The organism is Streptoalloteichus tenebrarius (genome assembly GCF_024171885.1).
GTDB lineage: Bacteria > Actinomycetota > Actinomycetes > Mycobacteriales > Pseudonocardiaceae > Streptoalloteichus > Streptoalloteichus tenebrarius.
This window is the reverse complement of record NZ_JAMTCP010000002.1, coordinates 32,392-53,111: the sequence shown is the minus strand read 5'-3', so window position 1 is coordinate 53,111 and position 20,720 is coordinate 32,392. Positions and strand designations below refer to the sequence as shown.

Sequence of the window (20,720 nt, the reverse complement as noted above, 5' to 3'; positions counted from 1 at the left end):
GCGCACCAGAACCGGCCGTCACGCCGTCGAATTCCGCGGCGGACGCGACGCCGGACGGCACGACGAGGGCACCGTTCACCGAGATCGCCAGAAGAAGAGCGACCGCCGAAAAACCCCTGCGCACAGAAATCCCCTCGCAAGGAACCCCGACCACACTCAGGGCATACCTTCCCCGGCCCCCGGCGTCCCCGACCGGGACCCTAACCCAGCGATCAGGCCGAGTCCACGGAGAAACAAGGAGGACAGAAACGAAGAGAGGAGAGGCGCCGACTTGATGCTCCACCCGGAGCAACCAATCGGGGCATGGACGCCGAGCGGTCCTCGCGCCGAGGAAGAGCCCAGCACACCGTCGAACTCGCTTGCGCCTCTCGGTGCGGCTGCCGGTCGTGGGCGGGTGGTCCGCCGCCGCGCGCGGACCTGGTGCGACGGCCGCGAGCGCGGACGACGAGGTGGAACGCGACGGGGCGGGGTCGGCCGAAGCCGACCCCGCCCCGTCGGTGCTCAGGAAGCGGGCGTCAGGAGCGGAGCATCTCCGCGACCAGGAACGCCAGCTCCAGCGACTGCTGGGTGTTCAGCCGGGGGTCGCAGGCGGTCTCGTACCGGCCGGACAGATCGGCGTCGGAGATCTCCTGGGCCCCGCCCAGGCACTCCGTGACGTCCTCGCCGGTCAGCTCGATGTGGATGCCGCCGGGGTGCGTGCCCAGCGACCGGTGCACCTCGAAGAAGCCCTGCACCTCGTCCACGATCCGGTCGAAGTGCCGGGTCTTGTAGCCGGTGCTGGCCTCGTGCGTGTTGCCGTGCATCGGGTCGCACTGCCAGATCACCCGGTGGCCGGAGGCGGTCACCTTCTCGATGATCGGCGGCAGCACGTCGCGCACCTTCTGGTTGCCCATCCGGCTGATCAGCGTCAGCCGGCCGGGCGTGTTGCGCGGGTCGAGGCGCTCGACGTACTCGACCGCCATCTCCGGCGTGGTGCTCGGCCCGATCTTGAGGCCGATCGGGTTGGCCAGCAGCTCGGCGAAGGCGACGTGCGCGCCGTCGAGCTGCCGCGTCCGCTCCCCGATCCACAGGAAGTGCGCGGACAGGTCGTAGAGCTGCCCGTCGTCCAGCCGCAGCATCGCCCGCTCGTAGTCGAGCACGAGCGCCTCGTGGCTGGCGTAGAACTCGGTGCTGTGCAGGCTGGAGTCCTGCACGCCGCACGCGCCCATGAACCGGAGGCCGCGGTCGATCTCGCTGGCCAGCGCCTCGTACCGCTCGCCGGCCGGCGAGGTACGCACGAAGTCCTTGTTCCAGTCGTGCACCCGGTGCAGGTCGGCCATGCCGGCGTGGGTCAGCGCCCTGAGCAGGTTCATGGCCGCGCCCGCGTTGGCGTAGGCGCGGATCATCCTGGACGGGTCGTGCACGCGGGCCTCGGGCGTGGCCACCAGCGAGTTGATCATGTCGCCGCGGTAGGACGGCAGGCCGAGCGCGTCGGTGTTGGACGAGCGCGGCTTGGCGTACTGGCCGGCGATGCGGCCCAGCTTCACCACGGGCATGCTCGCGCCGTAGGTCAGCACGACGGCCATCTGGAGCAGCGTCCGGATGTTCGCCCTGATGTGCGGCTCGGTGTTGTCGGCGAACGTCTCCGCGCAGTCGCCGCCCTGGAGCAGGAACGCCTCGCCCTTGGCGACGGCGGCGAGGCGCTCGCGCAGCAGGTCGACCTCGGCGGGCACGGTGATCGGCGGGACGCTCTCCAGCACCGCCCGCACCTTGCGGGCCTGCTCGGGGTCGGGCCAGTCCGGCTGCTGGGCGGCAGGTCGGGCGAGCGCGTCGTCGAGGCGGGCCCGCAGCTCCCGCGGGAGCGGCGGCAACGCCGGGAGCGTGTCCACGGGCACGTCCACGGTCCAGTTCACGGGTACCAGGGTAGGGCGTGCCCGGCGTCTCCTGTCCCCCGGGCGGTCCCTCCCGCCAGGTGGGACAAGATTCAGTGGTCCCGACGCCCCGACGAGGGCGGCTCCGACCGCCGAACGGGCGCTGTCCCGCCGGCGGACCCGGGAGAGGATGCCCGCCATGAGCCGCCTCGACGACACCGAGACAACCGGCCTGCTGGCCCAGGCCGTCGCCAACGTCCGCCGCGACTACCCCGTGCACTGGACGCACCTGGTCCACTCCCCCTCCGAGCTGGTGCCCCAGCGCGCGCTGCACCCGGTCTTCGCCGGTTCCTACGACTGGCACTCGTGCGTGCACCAGACGTGGCTGCTCGTGCGCCTGCTCCGGCTGCGTCCCGACCTGCCGGGGGCGGACCGGGCGCGCGACGCCCTCGACGAGCTGCTCACGCCGGAGGCGTGCGCCGTCGAGGCCGACTTCTTCCGCGGCGAGGAGGGCCGGCACTGGGAGCGCCCCTACGGCTGGGCGTGGCTGTTGTTGCTGGTGGCGGAGCTGCGCACCTGGGCGGAGACGGACACGGGGGACGCCGGGGCCGACGACATCGGGCGGAAGGCGGCCGGCCGGTGGGCCGACGCGTTGCGGCCGTTGGCCGAGGTACTGCGCGGGCGCCTGCTCGACTGGCTCCCGACCACCCGCTTCCCCCTGCGGGCCGGCGCCCACGGCAACACCGCGTTCGCCCTGTCCCTGATCCTCGACGCCGCCCGGTCGACCAGCGACGACGAGCTGGCTACGTGCTGTGAGCGGACGGCGCTCCGCTGGTACGGCTCGGACACCGACTACGGGGCCTACGAGCCGGACGCCGCCGACTTCCTCTCCCCCGCGCTGGTCGAGGCGGACCTCATGCGGCGCGTGCTCGACCGCGCCGCGTTCGTCACGTGGCTGGACCGGTTCCTGCCCGACCTCGCCGGGCCGCGCTGGGCGGGGCTGCGCGCGCCGGTGCCCGTCGATGACCCCGCCGACCCGTACGGCTCCCACCTCGCGGGGCTGGCGCTGTCCCGGGCCTGGTGCTGGCGGGCGGTCGCGGAGGCCCTGCCCGCCGACCACCGGTTCCGGTCCCTGGCCGCGGCGGCGGCCCGGGAGCACGCCGAGGTCGGCAGGACGTTCCTGTTCGGGCACGGCTACGCCGCCGAGCACTGGCTGGGCACGTTCGCGGTCTACCTGGACCTCGGCGCGCTGACGGGCTGAGACGTCGAGCGCCGGCCGCGGGGGTCGTCCCGACCGGTCCCGAGGGGTGCCCCGGCTGGTCACGGAGTGACCCCGGCTGTGGTCGCGGACCGGCCGCGCCTTCCCCGGCCCGGCCGGCCCGCCTGGCGAGGCCCCGCGCCGACCACACCGGTCGCGGGGCCCAGGTCTGTCGTGAACACCGTTCCTGTCGTCAACGCCGTGCGGGGCCGGTCGGGTCGACCGCCCCGCGACGAGCCGGCCGGCCCCGGCGCAGCGCGCGCCAGGGGCCGGGCCGGTCGTCCACCGGACCGAGGATGATCGAGATCGACGAGGGCACAGCCGCTCTCCACTGAGCTACGGACCCCGGCGCCGTCACCGCCAACGGCCGGGTCCGGCGGGAGTCGAACCCGCGTCCCGCTGCCCGAGATTCCGCCCTCGTCGGCGCGCCGTCCCGATCCGGCCGTCCCCGGCCCGACCGGTCCGGCTCATCTGCCGGGCGGGATGTGCCCGGGGAGCCGGTCGCGGTCGGCCAGGGGCGTTCTGGCGTGTCGCGCGGAGGACCGCCGGTGTCCCCGGCCCGCCTCCCGCACCGCCCCGCTGTTCACGCCGACGATCGTGTCAGCCGACCTTCCTTGCGCGCCAACGGTTTTTCGCCGCGAGGGCAGGAGGAGGCCATCGAAGGGAGCCGTGGGCGCCGCGCCGGTATGAGCAGGCCCACAGCCACCGGACGGCCCATGATCGCTTAGGTAAGGCTAACCTGCACGAGGAGTCCCGTGCCCGGCGCGTCCCGAGGACCGGCCAGCGTGGGCACGCGCACGCACCCACACACGGAGGAAACCCCTATGAGTCGCCCGCTGCGGGTGGCGGTCGTCGGCGCGGGTCCCGCGGGCATCTACGCGGCCGACATCCTGACCAAGTCGGACACGCCGGTGAGCATCGACCTGCTGGAGCGGCTGCCCGCGCCCTACGGCCTGATCCGGTACGGGGTCGCCCCCGACCACCCCAGGATCAAGCAGATCGTCAACGCCCTCCAGCGGGTGCTCGAACGGCCGGAGATCCGCTTCCTCGGCAACGTCGACTACGGCGTCGACGTGAAGCTGGAGGACCTGCGGCAGCACTACGACGCGGTCATCTTCGCCACCGGCGCCGACCGGGACCGCGACCTCGCGGTCCCCGGCGTCGACCTGCCCGGCAGCTTCGGGGCCGCCGACTTCGTGTCCTGGTACGACGGGCACCCCGACGCGCCCCGCGACTGGCCGCTGACCGCGCGCGGCGTCGCCGTGATCGGCGCCGGCAACGTCGCCCTGGACGTCGCCCGCGTGCTGGCCAAGACCGCCGACGAGATGCTCAGCACGGAGATCCCGGACAACGTCTACCGGGGGCTGGCCGCCAGCCAGGTCACCGACGTGCACGTCTTCGGCCGGCGCGGCCCGGCCCAGGCCAAGTTCACGCCGCTGGAGCTGCGCGAGCTCGACCACTCGCCCAACGTCGAGGTGATCGTCTACCCCGAGGACATCGAGTTCGACGAGGGCAGCCTGCGCGCGATCAACGGCAGCAACCAGGTCAAGATGGTCGTCAAGACCCTCCAGGACTGGGCGCTGCGCGACCCGGGGAACCGGCCGCGCCGCCTGCACCTGCACTTCCTGCACCGCCCGGCGGAGATCCTCGGCGAGACCGAGGTGACCGGCCTGCGCACCGAGCGGATGGAACTCGACGGCCAGGGCGGCGCGCGCGGGACCGGCGAGTTCCACGACTGGGACGTGCAGGCGGTCTACCGGGCGGTGGGCTACCTCAGCACCCACCTCGCCGACCTGCCGTTCGACCACGACTCCGGCACCGTGCCGCACCAGGCGGGCCGGGTGCTCGACCTCGACGGCCAGCACATCCCCGGGGTCTACGTGACCGGGTGGATCAAGCGCGGCCCCGTCGGCCTGATCGGCCACACCAAGGGCGACGCGCTGGAGACCATCGGCAGCCTGCTCGCCGACCAGCCGCTGCTGCCCTCGCCGGCCGAGCCCGACCCGGACGCCGTGCTCGACCTGCTGCGCCAGCGTGGGATCAGGTTCACCACGCTGGAGGGCTGGAACCGGCTCGACCAGCACGAGCGCGCGCTCGGCGAGGCCAGGGGCCGGGAGCGGATCAAGGTCGTCCCGCGCGAGGAGATGCTGGACATCGCCACCCGCTGACCATCCGCTGACCACCCAGTGATCACCTGGTGATCACCAGGTGGTCCAGCCTCCGACCCGGTCCCTGACGCCGGACCCGGTACCCATGCGGCGCCCCCTGCTGTCGCGCCGCATGGGTACCTCCCTCATCCGGTCCTCATCCGGTCCTCATCCGCTCCTCGTCCGACCCCGGGCCGGGCTCCCGCCCGGTCCGGGTCCGGCGGGTCAGCCGAAGAACACCTCGGCCTCGGCGTAGCGCTCCAGGGGCACCGTCTTCAGCTCCGCCGTGGCCTCGGCCAGCTTGACCCGCACGATGTCGGTGCCGCGCAGCGCGACCATCACGCCGAAGTCGCCCTCGTGCACCGCGTCCACCGCGTGCAGCCCGAACCGGGTCGCCAAGACCCGGTCGTAGGCGGTCGGGGTGCCGCCCCGCTGCGTGTGGCCGAGCACCACGGCCCGGGACTCCTGGCCGGTGCGCGCCGCCAGCTCGTCGGCCAGCCACGTGCCGACCCCGCCCAGCCGGACGTGCCCGAACGCGTCCCGCTCCCCGGTCTGCAACACCTCGGCCCCGCCCTCGGGGACGGCGCCCTCGGCCACGACGATGATCGGCGCGTACTCGCGCTCGAACCGCCGCCGCACCCACTCGCAGACCTTCTCCACCGAGAACGGCCGCTCGGGCACCAGGATCACGTTCGCGCCGCCGGCCAGGCCGGAGTGCAGCGCGATCCAGCCCGCGTGCCGGCCCATGACCTCGACCACCAGCGCGCGGTGGTGCGACTCGGCCGTGGTGCGCAGCCGGTCGATCGCCTCGGTGGCGATGTGCACCGCGGTGTCGAAGCCGAACGTGTAGTCGGTCGCCGACAGGTCGTTGTCGATCGTCTTCGGCACGCCGACGACGCCGATGCCCTCGTCGACCAGCCGCTTGGCCACGCCGAGGGTGTCCTCGCCGCCGATGGCGACGAGCGCGTCCACCCCGTACCTGGCCAGGTTCTCCCTGATGCGCTCCACACCGCCCTCGATCTTGTAGGGGTTGGTGCGCGAGGAGCGGAGGATCGTCCCGCCCCTGGTGAGGATGTCCTCCACGTCGTCGAGGCCCAGCGGGCGGACCTGGCCCTCGACCGGGCCACGCCAGCCGTTGAGGAACCCGACGACCTCGTGGCCGTACACCTCGATGCCCTTGCGGACCACCGCCCGGATCACCGCGTTCAGCCCAGGGCAGTCACCGCCGCCCGTGAGCACGCCGATGCGCATCTGCTCGCTCGCCTCCGTTGTTCCGCGCGGGACACCCGTGCCCGCTCGCCGTCCCTGGCGCGCGGCGGTGCCGCTCTCCCCGGGGAGGAGGGAAGACCCGCCGCCCGCGGACAGCGCCACCCGTCGCCGAGCCGGCCACTGTGACCGGCGTCGCACGCGCCAGTGTCGAGCCTGCCACGCTCTGGATCGGTGCAGCAACGGGGGGTGGCGGACTGTTCACCACCCCGCCGGGGATTGGTCCGAGCACACGAAGGGCGCGTCCGGTTCCCGGGGGAACCGGACGCGCCCGGAGGGACGAACGGGGGCGGCCCGACGGCTCAGCGCAGCCCGAGGCGGCGCCGGTGCTCCTCGATCACGCGCCAGCGCACGAGGTTGTGCCGGGCGTCGGCGAGGGCGTCGTGCGCGTCGGCCGGCGCGGGCGGCAGCTTGGGCTTGCCCACGTCCTCCCACCGCTGCCGCAGGTCGCGGGTGAAGCGCGGGATCGGCTGGGGCAGGGCCGGCATCGCGCCCCACAACTGGGCCAGCGCCACGTGGTCGTAGGCGGCGAACCAGGCCCACAGCTCCACGTCGCCGCCGTGGGCGGTCAGGAACTCGTACAGCTCGTCGCGGATCCTGGCCCTGCCGCGCCAGACCGGCTCGGACGGCGGCGGCAGCTTGGGCAGGACGTGCTGCCGCACCCACGGCCCCGCGCGCTCCGGGTCGAACTCGGTGGACACGGCGTAGAACTCGCGGCCCTCCTCGTCCACGACCCCGATCGACACCAGGTCGATGGTCCTACCATCCTCGATGAACTCGCAGTCGTAGAAGAACCGCACCGACCAAGCCTAAAAGGCCCCGATCGGCGGCTTGCCAACACCCACCCGAGCGCGTCCGGACGGGGGTAACACCGGCGGGCGCCGTCAGGCCGCGGAGCGGTCGCGCCAGCCGGGCACGTTCCCGCCGGAGGCGGCCAGCTCGTCCTTGACCTTGGCGGCGTAGACGTCGACGTACTCGCGCCCGGTCAGCTCCATCAACGCGTACATGATCTCGTCGGTGATCGAGCGCTCGACGAACCGGTCGCCGGCCAGGCCCTCGTACCGGGAGAAGTCCAGCGGCTCGCCGACCACGATCCGCACGCGGCGCGGCCGCCACATCTTCGAGCCGATCGGGTTGACCTCCTCGGTGCCGAACATCGCCACCGGGATGACGGGGACGCCGGCCTCCAGGGCCATCCTGGCGACCCCGGTCTTGCCCTTGTACAGCCGGCCGTCCGGGGAGCGGGTGCCCTCCGGGTAGATGCCCAGCAGCCGACCCTCGCGCAGCAGGCGCACGCCGGTGTCCAGGGCGGCCTGCGCCGCCGCCGCGCTCGACCGGTCGATCGGCACCTGGCCGACGCCGGAGAAGAAGTACTTCTTGAAACGGCCCTTGAGGCCGCGCCCGGTGAAGTACTCGCGCTTGGCGAGGAAGGTCACCCGCCTCGGCACCATCAGCGGGAGGAAGAACGAGTCGGCGACCGCGACGTGGTTGCTGGCCAGGATCGCGCCGCCGGTGCTCGGGATGTGCTCCAGCCCCTCGATCCGCGGCCGGCACGCCGCCCGCATCAGCGGGCCGAGCAGGACGTACTTCATCAGCCAGTACAGCACTCGCCGAGCGCCTCCCTCCAGCACACACCCGCTCACCAGCCTACGGAGCGCTGGTGAGCCGGCACAACGGCGGGGCCGCCGCGCCCGCCCCGGTCGCCCCCCGCGACCTCCCCGGCGGCCGGTGTCCGCCGGCCGCTCGGTGCCGCCGGGGCGCGCCCCCTGCCATCATGGCGGGACAGCGGTGGGCGCGAGGCAAGGGAGGCCGGGGGCATGAACGGACGACCCCCCAGCCAGGACGGCCCGGAGAACGTCGACGCGGCGTTCGCCGAGATCGTCGCGGACCTCGAACGGGAGGGCGGGCTGCGCTGGCCGGACCCCGCCGAGCTCGACGAGCGCCTCACGCCGCCCACCACCGCCCCCGTCGCGGCGGGGGCCGGTGACCGGGCGTTGGCCGGGGCCGAGCCGGCTCCTGTCGAGCCGGCGGCCGAGAACCGCGCGGACCACGAGGACCACGCCGACGAGCACTACGTGCCGCCGGAGCCGCCCCCGCTGCCGCCGCTGCGCGCGCCGACGGTCGGAGCGTTGACCCTGCTCGTCGTGGGTGTGCTGCTCCTCGTGGTTCCTTCCCTGGTGGGGTGGAGCCACCAGCTCACGACGCCCCTGGCCCTGGTCTCGCTCACCGCGGGCATCGGCTGGCTGGTCCTGCGGATGCGGCAGGGGCCGCCCCCGGACTCCGGGTGGGACGACGGAGCCCAGGTCTGACCCGCCGCGCGGCCCGGCCCTCGTCGCTCGCGGAGGCGGCGGGAGACGAAGATCGGTGACGACGGGCGTGCGCGGGGATCAGCGCGGACGTCCGTTGCGGACGACGTCCATGGCGACGTCCCTGGCGAGCGCGGCGGCCCCGACGATGCCGGCGTCGTCGCCGAGCTGCGCGGTGCGGATGCGCGCCAGCGGCCGGTGCCCCGCGCCGGTGACCACCGACGCGTAGTGCTGGCGCGCGTCGTCGAGGAACAGGGGCGCGGACTCCGACACACCGCCGCCGATCACCACGACCTCCGGGTCGTAGACGTCGGCGACCAGGGCCAACCCCTCCCCCAGCCAGCGGGCGAGGTCGGTCATCGCGCGTTGCGCCAGCGGGTCGCCGTCGCGGGCCGCGCCGGCCACGCGCCGCCCGGTCACCGCGCGGGGGTCGCCCGCCGCCTCCCTGCCCAACACGGTGGACGCGGCCGGGTACTCGGCGAGCAGCTCGACGGCGGTCGCGGCCAACGCGGTGCCGCTGCAATACCGCTCCCAGCAACCCCGCTTGCCGCACGGGCACGGGCGCCCGTCCGGCACCAGCCGGAGGTGGCCGAGTTCGGGGGCCACGCCGTGCGCGCCGCGGAAGACCCGGCCGTCGACCAGCAACGCGCCGCCGATCCCCGTTCCCAGCGCCACCAGCACGGCGACGTGCGCGCCGCGCGCCGCGCCGAAGCGGTACTCGGCGAGCGCGGCGGCGTTGGCGTCGTGTTCCAGCACGACGGGCAACCCGAGCCGGGCGGACACGCGGTCGGCCACGGGCACTCCCCGCCACGCCAGGTGCGGCGCGAACCGGACGCTGCGCCGGTCGGCGGTGACGAACCCGGCGACGGCCAGCCCGACGGCGGCGACGTCGTGCCGTCCGGCCAGTTCCTCGACCGCGTGCACGATGGCGTCCTCCAGCGCCTGGGCGCCGGTCGGGGTGGGCGCCCTGGTCGTGTCGAGGACGGCGCCACGCGCGTCGACGACGCCCGCGCGCACGCTGGTGCCGCCCACGTCGATGCCGACAGTCAGCACTCGGGACCCCCGTCCCTGGTCGGGGCGGCGCGCCGCACGGTGATCCGCCGCACCCGGGGCTCCACATCGGACTGATCGCCGTCGGCGGAGGCGGAGGTAGCGGTGGAGGTGGAGGCGGAGGGCGTGGCGGGCTCGGGAGCCGTCCGCTCCTCCGGCTCCTGCCGGCGGCCACCGGTCGGCGCCTGCTCGACCACGGACCGCAGGGTCGCCAGCAGCCCGGCCACCTGCTCGGTGATCCGGCTGGCCACCTCGGGCCGCTCGCCCCGCAGCACCGCGAGCCCCTGGCACACGGGGCACCACCCGCAGGAGCCGGTGTCGTGCGCCGCTCCGCCGCCCGCGCGCAGCCGCTCCAACCAGGGCTGGGCCCGGTCCGCGACCGCGTCGACCAGGGCGTGCAGCTCCTCGGCCAGGCGACCGCGCGCGTCGTCGTGCTCCCCGCCAGGGGGCCTGTTCGCGTTCATCGAGACTCCAATCGGCGGGTTGTCGGCGGCGGGAACGTCCGGCGTGGTCGGGGAGCGCACGTCACGTCGGTCACCGGTGCGGCCGCCCGGTCGACCACGGGCTCGACCAGGCCGTCGACCGCCTCCGGCGACGGCGCCGACGAGCCGCGCGACCCGTGCCCCGACCCACGACCTCCCTCCACGTCGGTGGGTCCTGAGTTCCCCGTTCCCGGCGTGGGGAGGATCGTCACCGCATCCACAGCCGGGGATCGGGCCGGAAGGACACCAGCAGTCCGTGGTCGTCGGCGACCGCGTCGCTGACCACGCAGCGACGCAGGACCGAGGGCAGGGCGACCAGCCGACGCCGGCCGTCCACGGTGACCGCGAGGTCGTCGCCCACCCTGGCCAGGTCGACCGCGGTGTCGGCGGCCAGCGGCACCGCCAGCCGCAGGTGGAACTCCGAGTCCAGGTCCCGGCCGCCGCCGGAGACCGACACCAGGGGGCGGCCGCCCGGCCCGGCCAGCGGGTCGTCCCCGCCGTAGAGCTGGTCGGCCAGCTCCGCCAACGCCGGCAGGCCGACGGGTTCGGCGGCCCGGTGCTCCACCACCCGCACGGGCGCGTCGCCCAGGCCCGCCAGCTCCACCGCGCCGCGCAGCTCGGCGAGCACGCCCTCCTGCTCCGCCCGTCGGGTCCGCAGCCACCGCGCCGCCGGGGAGTCCTCGCCGCCGAGGTCGGGCAGCACCCGGTTGACGACCAGGCCGTCGACCCGGACGCCCTGGAGCGCGAGCGCGGTCAGGGTGCGGCGGGTCTCGGCCGCGACGACCCGCTCGGGCGTGAGCACCAGGCGCACGCTCGTGGTGTCCTGGTCGGTGAGCAGGTCCCGCAGCTCGGCCAGCCGCCGCGCGAGCCGGCCCAGCGCGTCGGCGACCGCGTCCCACTGCTCGGCGACGCCGCCGGCGAGCCCGGCGAGCAGGCCCCGCACGACCCTGCGGTGTGTGGGGAACAACCGCTCCAGGTAGGTGGCGAACGCCTCGGGCAGGGCGAGCAGCCGCAGGGTCTCGGCCGTCGGGGCGCAGTCCACGACCACGGTGTCCCACGGGCCGCCCCTGGCCAGCCGTTCCACCTCGGCGAGGGCGAGCAGCTCCTCGACCCCGGGCAGCACGGTCAGCTCCTCGGCGTCCAGCTCGTCGACGCCGGCCCCGGCGAGGACCGTCCTCAGGTGCCGGCGCAGGTCCCCCCAGGCGTCGTCGACCAGGCCCCGACTGTCCACATGGGACGCGCTCACGCCGGACTCACCATCCACTTCGGACGGTTCAGGCCCGACGGGCGCGTCGAGGACGTCGGCCAGCGAGTGCGCGGGGTCGGTGGAGACCACCAGGACCTTGCGCCCGGAGCGGGCCAGGTGTGCGGCGGTGGCGGCGGCGAGGGTCGTCTTGCCCACGCCGCCCTTGCCGGTGAACAGCAGGACGCGCACGCGTCGCATCTTCCGCCACGGCCACCCGTCCGTGCCATTCGGGTGGGCCGGGGGCGCGGTCCGGCCCGACGCGGCCGGTGAGTCCGACGGCAAGGGTCAGGCGGCCCGCTCGACGTGCCGCCGCAGCTCCTTCAGCGCGGTGTCCATGATCATCTTCTCGGCCTTGCGCTTGAACAGGCCGATCATCGGGATGGCCAGGTCGACGGTGAGCGAGTACGTCACCTTCGTCGCCACGCCGGACCCGGTCTGGCTCGGCTCCAGCACGTAACTGCCCCGCTGCGCCTTCTGCATCTGGCCCTTCACCAGGTGCCAGCTCACCGACAGCCCGTCCGGCGCCCACTCGTAGGCCAGCACGTACTCGTCCTTGACCACGCCCGCGTCCAGCTCGAACCGGACCTGGGCCGCCCTGCCGTCCGGGCCCATCGCCAGCACCTCGGTCCGCTTCACCCCGTTGGCCCACTCCGGGTACGCCGCGAAGTCCGCGATCACCGCCATGATCTTCTCCGGCACGGCGTCGATGACGATGGACTGGGTGGACTGGTCGGCCATGACCGCAGGTTACCGCGACGACCACCGCCCCAACCCCGGCGCGGCGAGGCACGTCACGGCAGCCCCTCGGCGGCGCGCGGGACCCCTCCGCCGGCCGCTCACCAGTGCAGGACGAACGGCACCCCGGTCCGGCGGAAGTGGCCGACGTTGACGCACTCGGTGTGCCCGACCCGCACCCGCCGGGCCAGCGGCTGGTGCACGTGGCCGAACAGCGACCACCGGGGCCGCTCGCGGTGGATCAGCTCCAGCAGGTGCGTCGAGCCCAGCTCGTCCTTGCGGGCCAGCACGTCGTAGGTCAACTCGGCCACCGCCGGCGGGATGTGGCTGCACAGCACGTCGACGCCGTGGAGGCGGTCCACGGCCGCCGCGAAGTCCTCCACCGTCCTCAGGTGCGGCGTCCACGGCGAGTTCCGTCGCCACAACTGGCCGCCGGGCGGCAGCAGCGCGCCGCCGACGAAGCCCACCCGCAGGCCGCCGATCTCGGTGACCTCGCCGTCCAGCACGTGGATGTGGTCGGTGAACTCCGGCCACAGCGCGGGCGCGTCCACGTTGCCCGGGGTGGCGTAGGTGGGCGCGGTCAACGCGCCGAACATCGCCGCGTACTGCTCCCTGACCGCCGCCTCGACCACGGCCCCCGGGTCGTCCAGCTCCTCCCACAGCGACCGCGCGTAGCGGCCGGCCTCCCCCGGCGCGCCGTGGTTGCGCAGGTGGGCGAACCGGGCCACCCGGTCCGGACCGAACACCGCGCCGAGGATGCCCTTCGAGTGGTCCTCGTAGTCGACGAACTCCAGCAGGTCGCCGAGGACCAGCAGGGCGTCAGCGCCGTCGCCGGCCCTGGCCAGCGCCTCGGCGTTGCCGTGCACGTCCGACACCACATGGATCCGCACGACCCCACCCTAGGACCGGCGCGCGGCCGGGCCGACGCGCCGAGGGGTCCGACGGCTCAGCCGCCCGTGGCCCCGCGCTCCCCCGCCGCCGCCTCGGGCCACTCGGGCGGGCAGCCGACCTCCCTGCCCGCCTCCAGCGCGGCCTTCACCTCGAAGGCCACCGCCTTGGCCGCCAGCCGGCGCCGCCGCGCCTCCCTGGCCGCCGCCCTCAGCGGCAGCGGCGCCGGGCGGCCGTCCGGCCCCACGCCGTCGGCCCGCAGGAAGTAGTGCAGCACCGTGCCGTCCAGCACCGGCTCCAGCCAGACCTCCATGGTCCCGACCAGCGCGCCCCGCACGGCCCAGCGCACGCCCTCCGCGCCCCGGTCGGCGTAGACGTCCAGGACCAGGTCGGGCCAGAACCGCCGGCAGGCCACCGGGTCGGCGAACACGGCGGCCACCGCGGCGGGGGGCGCGGCGACGAACGTCTCGTCCACGAGGTCGACGGAAGGCACGCGCGAAGGGTGCCACGCCTCGCTTTCGATCCCTCGGAGCCCTATCGTCTGCGGGTCCCCGCACGCTAAGTTTCCCGCCAGTAACCCACCGCTCGGAGGTTGACGTGCGTGAGTTCAGCGTCCCGGCCACCACGCCGGTGGCCGATGAGGAGAACCTCACCGACATGGTGTGGGCGAACGCGGAGCGTTTCGGCACCGCCGTGAGCTTCCGACGACGGATCGACGGCACGTGGGTGGACGTCACCGCCCGCGAGTTCGCCGACCAGGTGCTCGCCGTGGCGAAGGGCCTGGTCGCGGCGGGGGTGAAGCCCGGGGAGCGGGTCGCGCTCATGGCCCGCACCCGCTACGAGTGGACGCTGATCGACTTCGCCGTCTGGGCCGCCGGCTGCGCCACCGTCCCCGTCTACGAGACCTCCTCCCCCGAGCAGGTGGAGTGGATCCTGTCCGACTCCGGCGCCACCGCCGTCATCGTGGAGACGCCGGCGCACCGGGCCACCGTCGACGGTGTGCGGGACCGGCTGCCCGAGGTGCGGCACCTCTGGCAGATCGAGGGCGGGGACGGCCCGACCGCCGTCGAGGAGCTGACCGCGCTGGGCGCCGACCTGTCCGACTCCGAGGTGCACACCCGCCGCCGCACGGTCAGGGCCGACGACCTCGCGACGATCATCTACACCTCCGGCACCACCGGCCGCCCCAAGGGCTGCGAGCTGAGCCACCGCAACCTGCTCGGCGAGGTCCGCTCGGACGTCGCGGCGTTCCCGCAGCTCATGGCGCCGGGCAGCTCCCTGCTCATGTTCCTGCCGCTGGCCCACGTGCTGGCCAGGGCGATCACCATCTGTTGCGTCTACGCCAGGGCCACGGTCGGCCACACCCCGGACATCAAGAACCTGGCCACCGACCTCGGCACGTTCCGGCCCAACTTCGTCGTCGCCGTGCCGCGCGTGTTCGAGAAGGTCTACAACGCGGCCAAGCAGAAGGCGCACTCCACCGGCAAGGGCCGAATCTTCGACATCGCCGAGGAGACGGCCGTCGCCTACAGCGAGGCGCGCGACCGCGGCTCCGTCGGGCTGGGCCTGAAGCTGAAGCACCTGCTGTTCGACAAGCTCGTCTACGGCAAGCTGCGCGCGGCGCTGGGTGGGCGGTGCGTGGCGGCGGTCTCCGGCGGGGCTCCGCTGGGCGACCGGCTCGCGCACTTCTTCCGCGGCGCGGGCCTGACCGTCTTCGAGGGCTACGGCCTCACCGAGACCAGCGCCGCGGCCTGCGTGAACACGCCGCAGGCGCTGCGGATCGGCACCGTGGGCCGGCCCATCGCCGGCACCGCCGTGCGCATCGCCGAGGACGGCGAGGTGCTGGTCAAGGGCGAGGTGGTCTTCCGCTCGTACCGCAACAACGAGCAGGCCACCAGGGACGCGCTGGAGGACGGCTGGTTCCACACCGGCGACCTCGGCGAGCTGGACGACGAGGGCTTCCTGCGCATCACCGGGCGCAAGAAGGAGATCATCGTCACCGCCGGCGGCAAGAACGTGGCCCCGGCGGTGCTGGAGGACCGGCTCCGGGTCCACCCGCTGATCAGCCAGTGCATGGTCGTCGGCGACAAGCAGCCGTTCATCGGCGCGCTGATCACCATCGACCCGGAGTTCTTCCCCGCGTGGAAGGAGCGGCACGGCAAGCCGGCCGAGGCCGAGGTGGCCGACCTGGTCGACGACCCCGACCTGCGGGCGGAGATCCAGGCCGCGGTGGACGAGGCCAACAAGGCGGTCTCCCACGCCGAGTCGATCAAGAAGTTCCGCATCCTGCCGGTCGACTTCACCGAGACCGGCGGCGAGCTGACCCCAAGCCTGAAGCTGCGGCGCAACGTGGTGGCCTCGACCTACGCCGAGGACATCGCCGCGATCTACGCGAAGTGACGCCGGCGGGGCCGTGCGCTCGCTCCCGCGTCGCGCACGGCCCCGGCCCGGCCAGCGCTCCGTCAGCGCTTCGTCGCCACCACGCGGGCGAAGCCGAGGGTGCGCCCAGCGTCGGCCCGCAGCAACGGCACCTCGCGCTCGGTGAGGTCGGGGCGGGGTCCCGCCTGGGCCTCCACGCACACCTCGGCCCAGTGCAGCCAGTGCCGCCAGCCGTCGGGGAGCATGTCCGCCACGTGCACGTCGACCGTCCCCCAGCGGGACCAGTGCCGTCGCCACCACTCGGGGCTGTGGAACGACCAGAACTCGGGCTCGAAGTGCGGTTCGAGCCACTCGGGAACCTCGGACAGCTCCTCGGTCAGGCCGGGCACGACGATGCCGAGCTGGCCGCCGGGGCGGAGGAAGCGCAGCAGGTACTCCAGGTAGAGGTCGTCGGTCCCGAAGTAGTGGTAGGAGTCCAGGCTCACGATCGCGTCGAAGAACCCGTGCGGGAACGGCATGTCGTGGGCCTCGACGTGGACCGGGTAGACGCTGTCGGCCAGCCCCGCCTCGCGCACCCGCTCCCAGTTCTCCGTCGGCGGCACCCACAGGTCCGCCGCCCACACGCGGAGGCCGAACTCCCTGGCCAGGAAGACCGAGGTCATCGCGCGACCGCACCCGAGGTCGAGCACCCTCATGCCGGGCTCCCACCGGAGGAGCCCGCTCAGGGACTCCGCCAGCCACAGCGCGTTGGGGCCCATCATGTTGTCGAGCTGCCACTGGGGGTCGTACTTCGCCGAGCGCGGGAAGGCGTCCACTCTCACGCGGTCCGCGATGTGCTGTTCGATCACGGCGCGCACGATGGCAGGCGTTCCGGTATCCCGCGAGCGGATTTCCCCTGGCGGACCCGGGCAGCGCTGCCCGGGTCCGCCCGCGAGGTCAGCAGCGGACGACCTCCGCCGACGTCAGGTGGAACTCCGCCCTCGCGTCGAGCAGCAACGGCACCAGGCGACGCGCCGGCTGGTGCATCGGCACGAACCGCCCGCCACCCGCCGCCGGGACGGTCAGCACGCCGTGCAGGTCCAGCTCGTCCCCGACCTGGGCCACCTGCTCGCGGGTGAGCCGGTAGCCGCACGGCGGGGTCGACTCGACGTCGGTCGGCGCCGGCGGCTCGTTGTCCGCCCCGCCGAAGAAGACCGGTCCCCGGTTCGCCACCGCCGTCGCCCGGCTCAGCCCCGTCGCCAGCGCGATCGCGGCCCGCCGCTCCTCGGCCATCCGCAGCGTCCCGCGCACGGCGGCGAGCTGGGAGTCGACCCGGCGTCGGGCGTTGAGCGCGGGGTCGGCCTGCTCGGCGGCGTCCCTGGCGTTCACCTTGGTCTCCAGCAGCATGCCGACGGCGTGCTTGAGGCCGGCGGTGTTGCGCAGGATGCGCTCCTGGCCGTCGCCGGCGACCTGCCTGACCGGCTCGCCCGTGACGGGGTCGGTCCAGATGCCGTAGACGCCGGTGCTGTAGCCGGCGCGCTCCACCTCCGGCCGGGCGAACTCCCGCGTCAGCCGCTCCGACTCGTCATGCACCCCGTCGGCCACGTTGAGGTTCCTCGGCCAGAGCGCGAGCACGTCCTTGTCGTAGTAGCGCGGGGTGGCGCCGTACTCGTGCAGGTCGTGGATCACGTCGGGCCGGTGGTCGCGGATCACCGCGGCGACGGCCCGGGTCTCGGGCGAGGTCAGGGCCAGGTGGTCCCGGTTGATGTCGACGCCGTTGGCGTTGCCCCGGGTGTTGGCCTCGCGACCGTCCGGGTTGGCCGTCGGCACGAACAGCACGGTCGTGTGGCGCAGCGGACGGACGGTCTTCGGGTCTCGGCTGAGGGCGAGGTCGCGGATGGTGCTCAGGCAGCCCTCGCGGCCGGCTGGCTCGTCGCCGTGTTGGGAGCAGACGAACAGCGCGGTCGTCCCCACGCCGGCGGGGCGCGGCTTCGGGTCACCCACGCGGACCAGGCGTAACGGGCGGCCCTGGACCGTGGTGCCGATCCGCTCGACCACGACCCGGTCGCTCGCGGCGTCGACGCGGCGGAGGAACTCGTCCTCCTCGGCGGCGCTGGTCCAGCGGGCGCCGTTGCTGGACTCGAAGCCGGTGCGGATCGTCGGGGCCGCCTCGGCGGGGTCGGCGGCGGCCGGCGTGGCCGCGCCGAGGAGACCGGACCCGACCGAGGCGAGGAGGGCGAGGGCGGCGAGACGACGTGACGGTGCCACTGGCTACTCCTTCCGGTGACCACCTCACTCGATGGAGTGATTACCGGCCCCAACCCACCAGCGGGTCGTTGCAGGGTCAACCGCCGACCGGCCCAGTCCTCACTCACCGCACGCTCGGCCCCTGTGCGCGACGGCCCGTCACACCGGTGACGGGCCGTCAGGGCCGGGGCGCGGCTCGGCGGGATCAGCCGGTCACGGCGACGGCCGCCGCGCGCGCGTCCGCCGCCGTGCGGGTCCAGTGGCGCCAGCCCATGATCACCAGGGCGGCGAAGACGACGTAGATCGCCGCGCTGAACCACAGGCCGGAGGCGATCTGGAGCGGCACGCCCACCGCGTCGACCGCGAGCCAGACCAGCCAGAACTCGACCAGGCCCATCCCCTGCGCCGCGAACGCCACGAGGGTGCCGACGAAGATCCAGGCGTCCGGCCACGGGGCCCACGAGGCGTCCAGCGCGGTCAGCAGCCACGCGACGCCGACGGTGCCCAGCAGCATCGCCGCCCCCATCGCGACCCGCTCCGCGCCGCTGGCCCGGCGCACGACGACGCCGTAGACCGGGTCGCGCCGGCGTGTCCACGCCCACCAGCCGTAGACCGAGATCGCGAAGATGACGACCTGCCTGGTCGCGAGGCCGCCCAGGTGCGCGGAGGAGTACACCGCGAACAGCAGCACGGTCGCCCCGACCTGCACCGGCCAGGTCCACAACGTGCGGCGGTCGGCCAGGAAGACCACCGCGAGGGCGCACAACTGACCGATCAGCTCCGCCCACGCGATCCGCTGCCCGAACACCACCAGACCGTGGTGCAGCAGAACCTCCACCGCGTCCTCCCTTCCCGACGGCCGGGGCGGGGGTAGGACGCGGCGGGCGGACGGCGCGCAGCACCGACCGCCGGCACGCGTGCGCCACCTTCCATCCGGACTTTCACCGTCGGCCCCGGAGTTCCACCGGGTCAACCGCCAACTGGTTGTTGGCGGGTCGCGGGCTGTCACCGCCGGTTCGGACTTCCACCGAGCCCCGGAGCGCACGATCACCTTGTTCGCTCAACATCCTCCGCCCCCGCCGCATTCCGCACCCAGGATTCACCCCGGTGAGGTCCACCACAGGTGACCAGCAAAGATGTGCGACAGAGTCGCCGCGCCAGGGAGGCTGACCCGGTGTCGGTCCGCGCTTCGGCGACCCGCGAGCTACGGTCGAGCCGTGCCCGAGCCGACCACCACCGAGCCGCGACCGACCCGCCAGCCCGCGGCGCGCCGCGCCACGCTGCCCTGCCCCCAGTGCGAGGCCGACGACCTCGTCCCCTACGGCAACGGCTCGAAGTGGATCTGCCCGACCTGCCGCTACCTCGCGCCGTGTTGTGAGCCGGACACCGCCTGCGCCTGGTGACGGGCGGTCCCGCTCCGACCAGCCCCCAAGATCATCGCGGGTGATGCATCAGGTGGGGGTCCCCCCGATTTCCACGGTCCCAGTCGGGTCTGACGGAAACCGGCCGCTCACCGGCCCCGAACGGGCGAAAGATCGGTGATGACGCCGAGGTGGGTGAACGAGTCCGAGCGTGGAGATGACCGGCATCTCCTGACCGGGGCCGACCTCGATCCGCCCCCGACCCGTCTGCCCCATCGCCCCCGCACGGAAGGCCACCCGTGCGGCGGCCGTGGCCGCCTACCGAATCGGCGACATTGTCCCGACGGAGAGCCACCCGTGCCGTCAGGTGCGGCCGCCGACCCGATCGCCGACATCGTCCCAGCGGAAGGTCACCCGAGAGCCTTCCTGCGCGACGGAGCCGAACAGCTCTCGCGGCGGATGGTGGCCGCGGCGCCTCGCCCCTGGGCGGTCGAGTCGGCCCGGTTGCCGCAGCGCCCGGGCGACGGGCATGGGACGCCGGACAGGAGCGGGCCCGGCGGTTGGAGGACCGCCGGGCCCGGGGTGAGCGTGGTCGGAGGGGCTCAGTAGTAGCCGTGGGGTGGAGGTCCGCCGGTCGGACCGACGCCCGGTGGGGGCGGACCCGGCGGCGCCGTGGGCGGCGGAGGCTGTGGTGGCGGCGGCTGCGGCGGCCCGGGTGGCGGGGTGTGCGGGCGCGGCTGGGCCGGGTGCCCGTGCGGGGCCTGCGGCGGTGGCGGCGGCCCGCCCGCGGCGCGGTGCGCTCCGCTTCCCGCCTGCTGCCGGGCCTCGCGGGCCTGCTCCTGGATGGTGTCCAGCCAGCGCCCCCAGCGCTGCTGCATCGGCTGGACCAGACCGCCGCCCACGCCGACGACGAGGATGCCGCCGACCGTGGCGAGCACGGTGATCAGCACCGGCAGCGTCACCGAGGTCGCGATCCCGAGCTGGTTGAGCGCGGCGATGACGCCCAGCGCCACCAGGAAGACGAAGGCCACCGTGCCGACCCACCGGCCGAGCGGCCGGCCGCCCATCGCCTGCGTCACGAGGTCCTTCACGACCCGGGCCACCGCGGCGGCGACGAGCACCAGGATGATCGCGACGACGATCCGGGGCAGGTAGCCGACGATCGCGGTGAGCAGGTCGCTCACCGGGTTGGGGCCGAACGCGCCGAAGGCGACCTGCAACGCGATCAGCAGGACGAAGTAGTAGACGAGCTGGACGATCAGCGTCGTGACGTCGAGCCGCGACCGGGCGAGCAGGGTGCCCACGCCGGACCGCTCCACCAGGCGGGGGAAGCCGGTCCTGGTCAGCAGCAGGTGGACCGCCTTGGACAGGCCCTTGGCGATCAGCCAGCCGATGAGCAGGACCAGAAGGAAGCCGATCAGCTTGGGGACGAACGTGATCACCGCGGACCACGCGTCGCCGAAGCCCCGGCGCAGTTCCTCGCCCACGGTGCGCTCCTCACCAGGCAGATGTGTCCGTCCTCACGT

The 20,720-nt window shown here is 74.0% G+C and carries 19 protein-coding genes and 1 riboswitch; of the genes, 5 read left to right on the top strand and 14 right to left on the bottom strand.

The genetic code is table 11. From position 1 onward, the window contains the following. Positions 1–515: 515 nt before the first annotated feature. Positions 516–1,892 (bottom strand): class II 3-deoxy-7-phosphoheptulonate synthase, encoded by a 1,377-nt coding sequence (locus LX15_RS02005; protein ID WP_253667709.1) that lies wholly within the window; start codon positions 1,890–1,892, stop codon positions 516–518. Positions 1,893–2,049: 157 nt separating this feature from the next. Between LX15_RS02005 and LX15_RS02000 the strand changes: the two genes are divergently transcribed. Both LX15_RS02000 and LX15_RS01995 read left to right on the top strand, forming a co-directional pair. Continuing rightward, positions 2,050–3,111, top strand: a complete 1,062-nt coding sequence (locus LX15_RS02000; RefSeq protein WP_253667708.1) for a DUF2891 domain-containing protein — start codon at positions 2,050–2,052, stop codon at positions 3,109–3,111. An 821-nt stretch (positions 3,112–3,932) separates the two neighbouring features. Beyond that, positions 3,933–5,276: an FAD-dependent oxidoreductase gene (locus LX15_RS01995; protein WP_253667707.1), complete on the top strand. Its 1,344-nt coding sequence runs from the start codon at positions 3,933–3,935 to the stop codon at positions 5,274–5,276. A 204-nt stretch (positions 5,277–5,480) separates the two neighbouring features. Here LX15_RS01995 and LX15_RS01990 read toward each other — a convergent pair whose 3' ends face one another. The 3 genes from LX15_RS01990 to LX15_RS01980 form a co-directional block, all read right to left on the bottom strand. Further along, positions 5,481–6,506: a 6-phosphofructokinase gene (locus tag LX15_RS01990; RefSeq protein ID WP_253667706.1), complete on the bottom strand. Its 1,026-nt coding sequence runs from the start codon at positions 6,504–6,506 to the stop codon at positions 5,481–5,483. A 317-nt stretch (positions 6,507–6,823) separates the two neighbouring features. Continuing rightward, on the bottom strand, positions 6,824–7,321 hold the full coding sequence (locus tag LX15_RS01985) for a polyadenylate-specific 3'-exoribonuclease AS (RefSeq protein ID WP_253667705.1): 498 nt from the start codon (positions 7,319–7,321) through the stop codon (positions 6,824–6,826). Positions 7,322–7,405: 84 nt separating this feature from the next. Further along, positions 7,406–8,128 (bottom strand): lysophospholipid acyltransferase family protein, encoded by a 723-nt coding sequence (locus LX15_RS01980; protein ID WP_253667704.1) that lies wholly within the window; start codon positions 8,126–8,128, stop codon positions 7,406–7,408. Positions 8,129–8,338: 210 nt separating this feature from the next. On the opposite strand from LX15_RS01980, the gene LX15_RS01975 reads away from it, so the two are divergent. Next, entirely contained in the window at positions 8,339–8,830 is a 492-nt protein-coding gene (locus tag LX15_RS01975) for a hypothetical protein (protein ID WP_253667703.1), read from the top strand. A 78-nt stretch (positions 8,831–8,908) separates the two neighbouring features. Here LX15_RS01975 and LX15_RS01970 read toward each other — a convergent pair whose 3' ends face one another. The 6 genes from LX15_RS01970 to LX15_RS01945 all read right to left on the bottom strand — a co-directional run bounded on the left by LX15_RS01970 (position 8,909) and on the right by LX15_RS01945 (position 13,721). Next, positions 8,909–9,865, bottom strand: coding sequence for an ROK family glucokinase (locus LX15_RS01970; RefSeq protein ID WP_253667986.1), 957 nt, complete (start codon positions 9,863–9,865; stop codon positions 8,909–8,911). Positions 9,866–9,873: 8 nt separating this feature from the next. Further along, a complete protein-coding gene (locus LX15_RS01965) occupies positions 9,874–10,341 on the bottom strand; it encodes a hypothetical protein (RefSeq protein WP_253667702.1) in 468 nt (155 codons plus the stop codon). Between the two features lie 226 nt (positions 10,342–10,567). Beyond that, positions 10,568–11,794: an ArsA family ATPase gene (locus tag LX15_RS01960; protein WP_253667701.1), complete on the bottom strand. Its 1,227-nt coding sequence runs from the start codon at positions 11,792–11,794 to the stop codon at positions 10,568–10,570. Between the two features lie 96 nt (positions 11,795–11,890). Then, positions 11,891–12,343, bottom strand: a complete 453-nt coding sequence (locus LX15_RS01955; RefSeq protein WP_253667700.1) for an SRPBCC family protein — start codon at positions 12,341–12,343, stop codon at positions 11,891–11,893. A 98-nt stretch (positions 12,344–12,441) separates the two neighbouring features. Next, on the bottom strand, positions 12,442–13,230 hold the full coding sequence (locus LX15_RS01950; RefSeq protein WP_253667699.1) for a metallophosphoesterase family protein: 789 nt from the start codon (positions 13,228–13,230) through the stop codon (positions 12,442–12,444). 56 nt (positions 13,231–13,286) lie between these two features. Next, positions 13,287–13,721 (bottom strand): polyketide cyclase / dehydrase and lipid transport, encoded by a 435-nt coding sequence (locus LX15_RS01945; protein WP_253667698.1) that lies wholly within the window; start codon positions 13,719–13,721, stop codon positions 13,287–13,289. Positions 13,722–13,825: 104 nt separating this feature from the next. Here LX15_RS01945 and LX15_RS01940 point away from each other — a divergent pair, with 104 nt between their 5' ends. Further along, positions 13,826–15,628 (top strand): AMP-dependent synthetase/ligase, encoded by a 1,803-nt coding sequence (locus tag LX15_RS01940; RefSeq protein WP_253667697.1) that lies wholly within the window; start codon positions 13,826–13,828, stop codon positions 15,626–15,628. Between the two features lie 62 nt (positions 15,629–15,690). On the opposite strand, the gene LX15_RS01935 is transcribed toward LX15_RS01940, so the two are convergent. The 3 genes from LX15_RS01935 to LX15_RS01925 all read right to left on the bottom strand — a co-directional run bounded on the left by LX15_RS01935 (position 15,691) and on the right by LX15_RS01925 (position 18,671). Then, positions 15,691–16,455 (bottom strand): SAM-dependent methyltransferase, encoded by a 765-nt coding sequence (locus tag LX15_RS01935; RefSeq protein ID WP_253667696.1) that lies wholly within the window; start codon positions 16,453–16,455, stop codon positions 15,691–15,693. A gap of 88 nt (positions 16,456–16,543) precedes the next feature. After that, positions 16,544–17,854 (bottom strand): M14 family metallopeptidase, encoded by a 1,311-nt coding sequence (locus tag LX15_RS01930; RefSeq protein WP_253667695.1) that lies wholly within the window; start codon positions 17,852–17,854, stop codon positions 16,544–16,546. Between the two features lie 184 nt (positions 17,855–18,038). After that, the gene (locus LX15_RS01925) at positions 18,039–18,671 is read right to left on the bottom strand and encodes a nicotinamide mononucleotide transporter family protein (protein WP_253667694.1); all 633 of its coding nucleotides are present in this window, start codon (positions 18,669–18,671) and stop codon (positions 18,039–18,041) included. A gap of 79 nt (positions 18,672–18,750) precedes the next feature. Continuing rightward, positions 18,751–18,878: riboswitch (FMN riboswitch) on the bottom strand. Positions 18,879–19,050: 172 nt separating this feature from the next. Here LX15_RS01925 and LX15_RS01920 point away from each other — a divergent pair. Beyond that, positions 19,051–19,236, top strand: coding sequence for a hypothetical protein (locus LX15_RS01920; protein WP_253667693.1), 186 nt, complete (start codon positions 19,051–19,053; stop codon positions 19,234–19,236). 560 nt (positions 19,237–19,796) lie between these two features. Here LX15_RS01920 and LX15_RS01915 read toward each other — a convergent pair. Next, positions 19,797–20,681 carry a mechanosensitive ion channel family protein gene (locus LX15_RS01915; protein WP_253667692.1) on the bottom strand — a complete coding sequence of 295 codons (885 nt, stop codon included), beginning with the start codon at positions 20,679–20,681 and terminating at the stop codon, positions 19,797–19,799. Positions 20,682–20,720 lie beyond the last annotated feature (39 nt).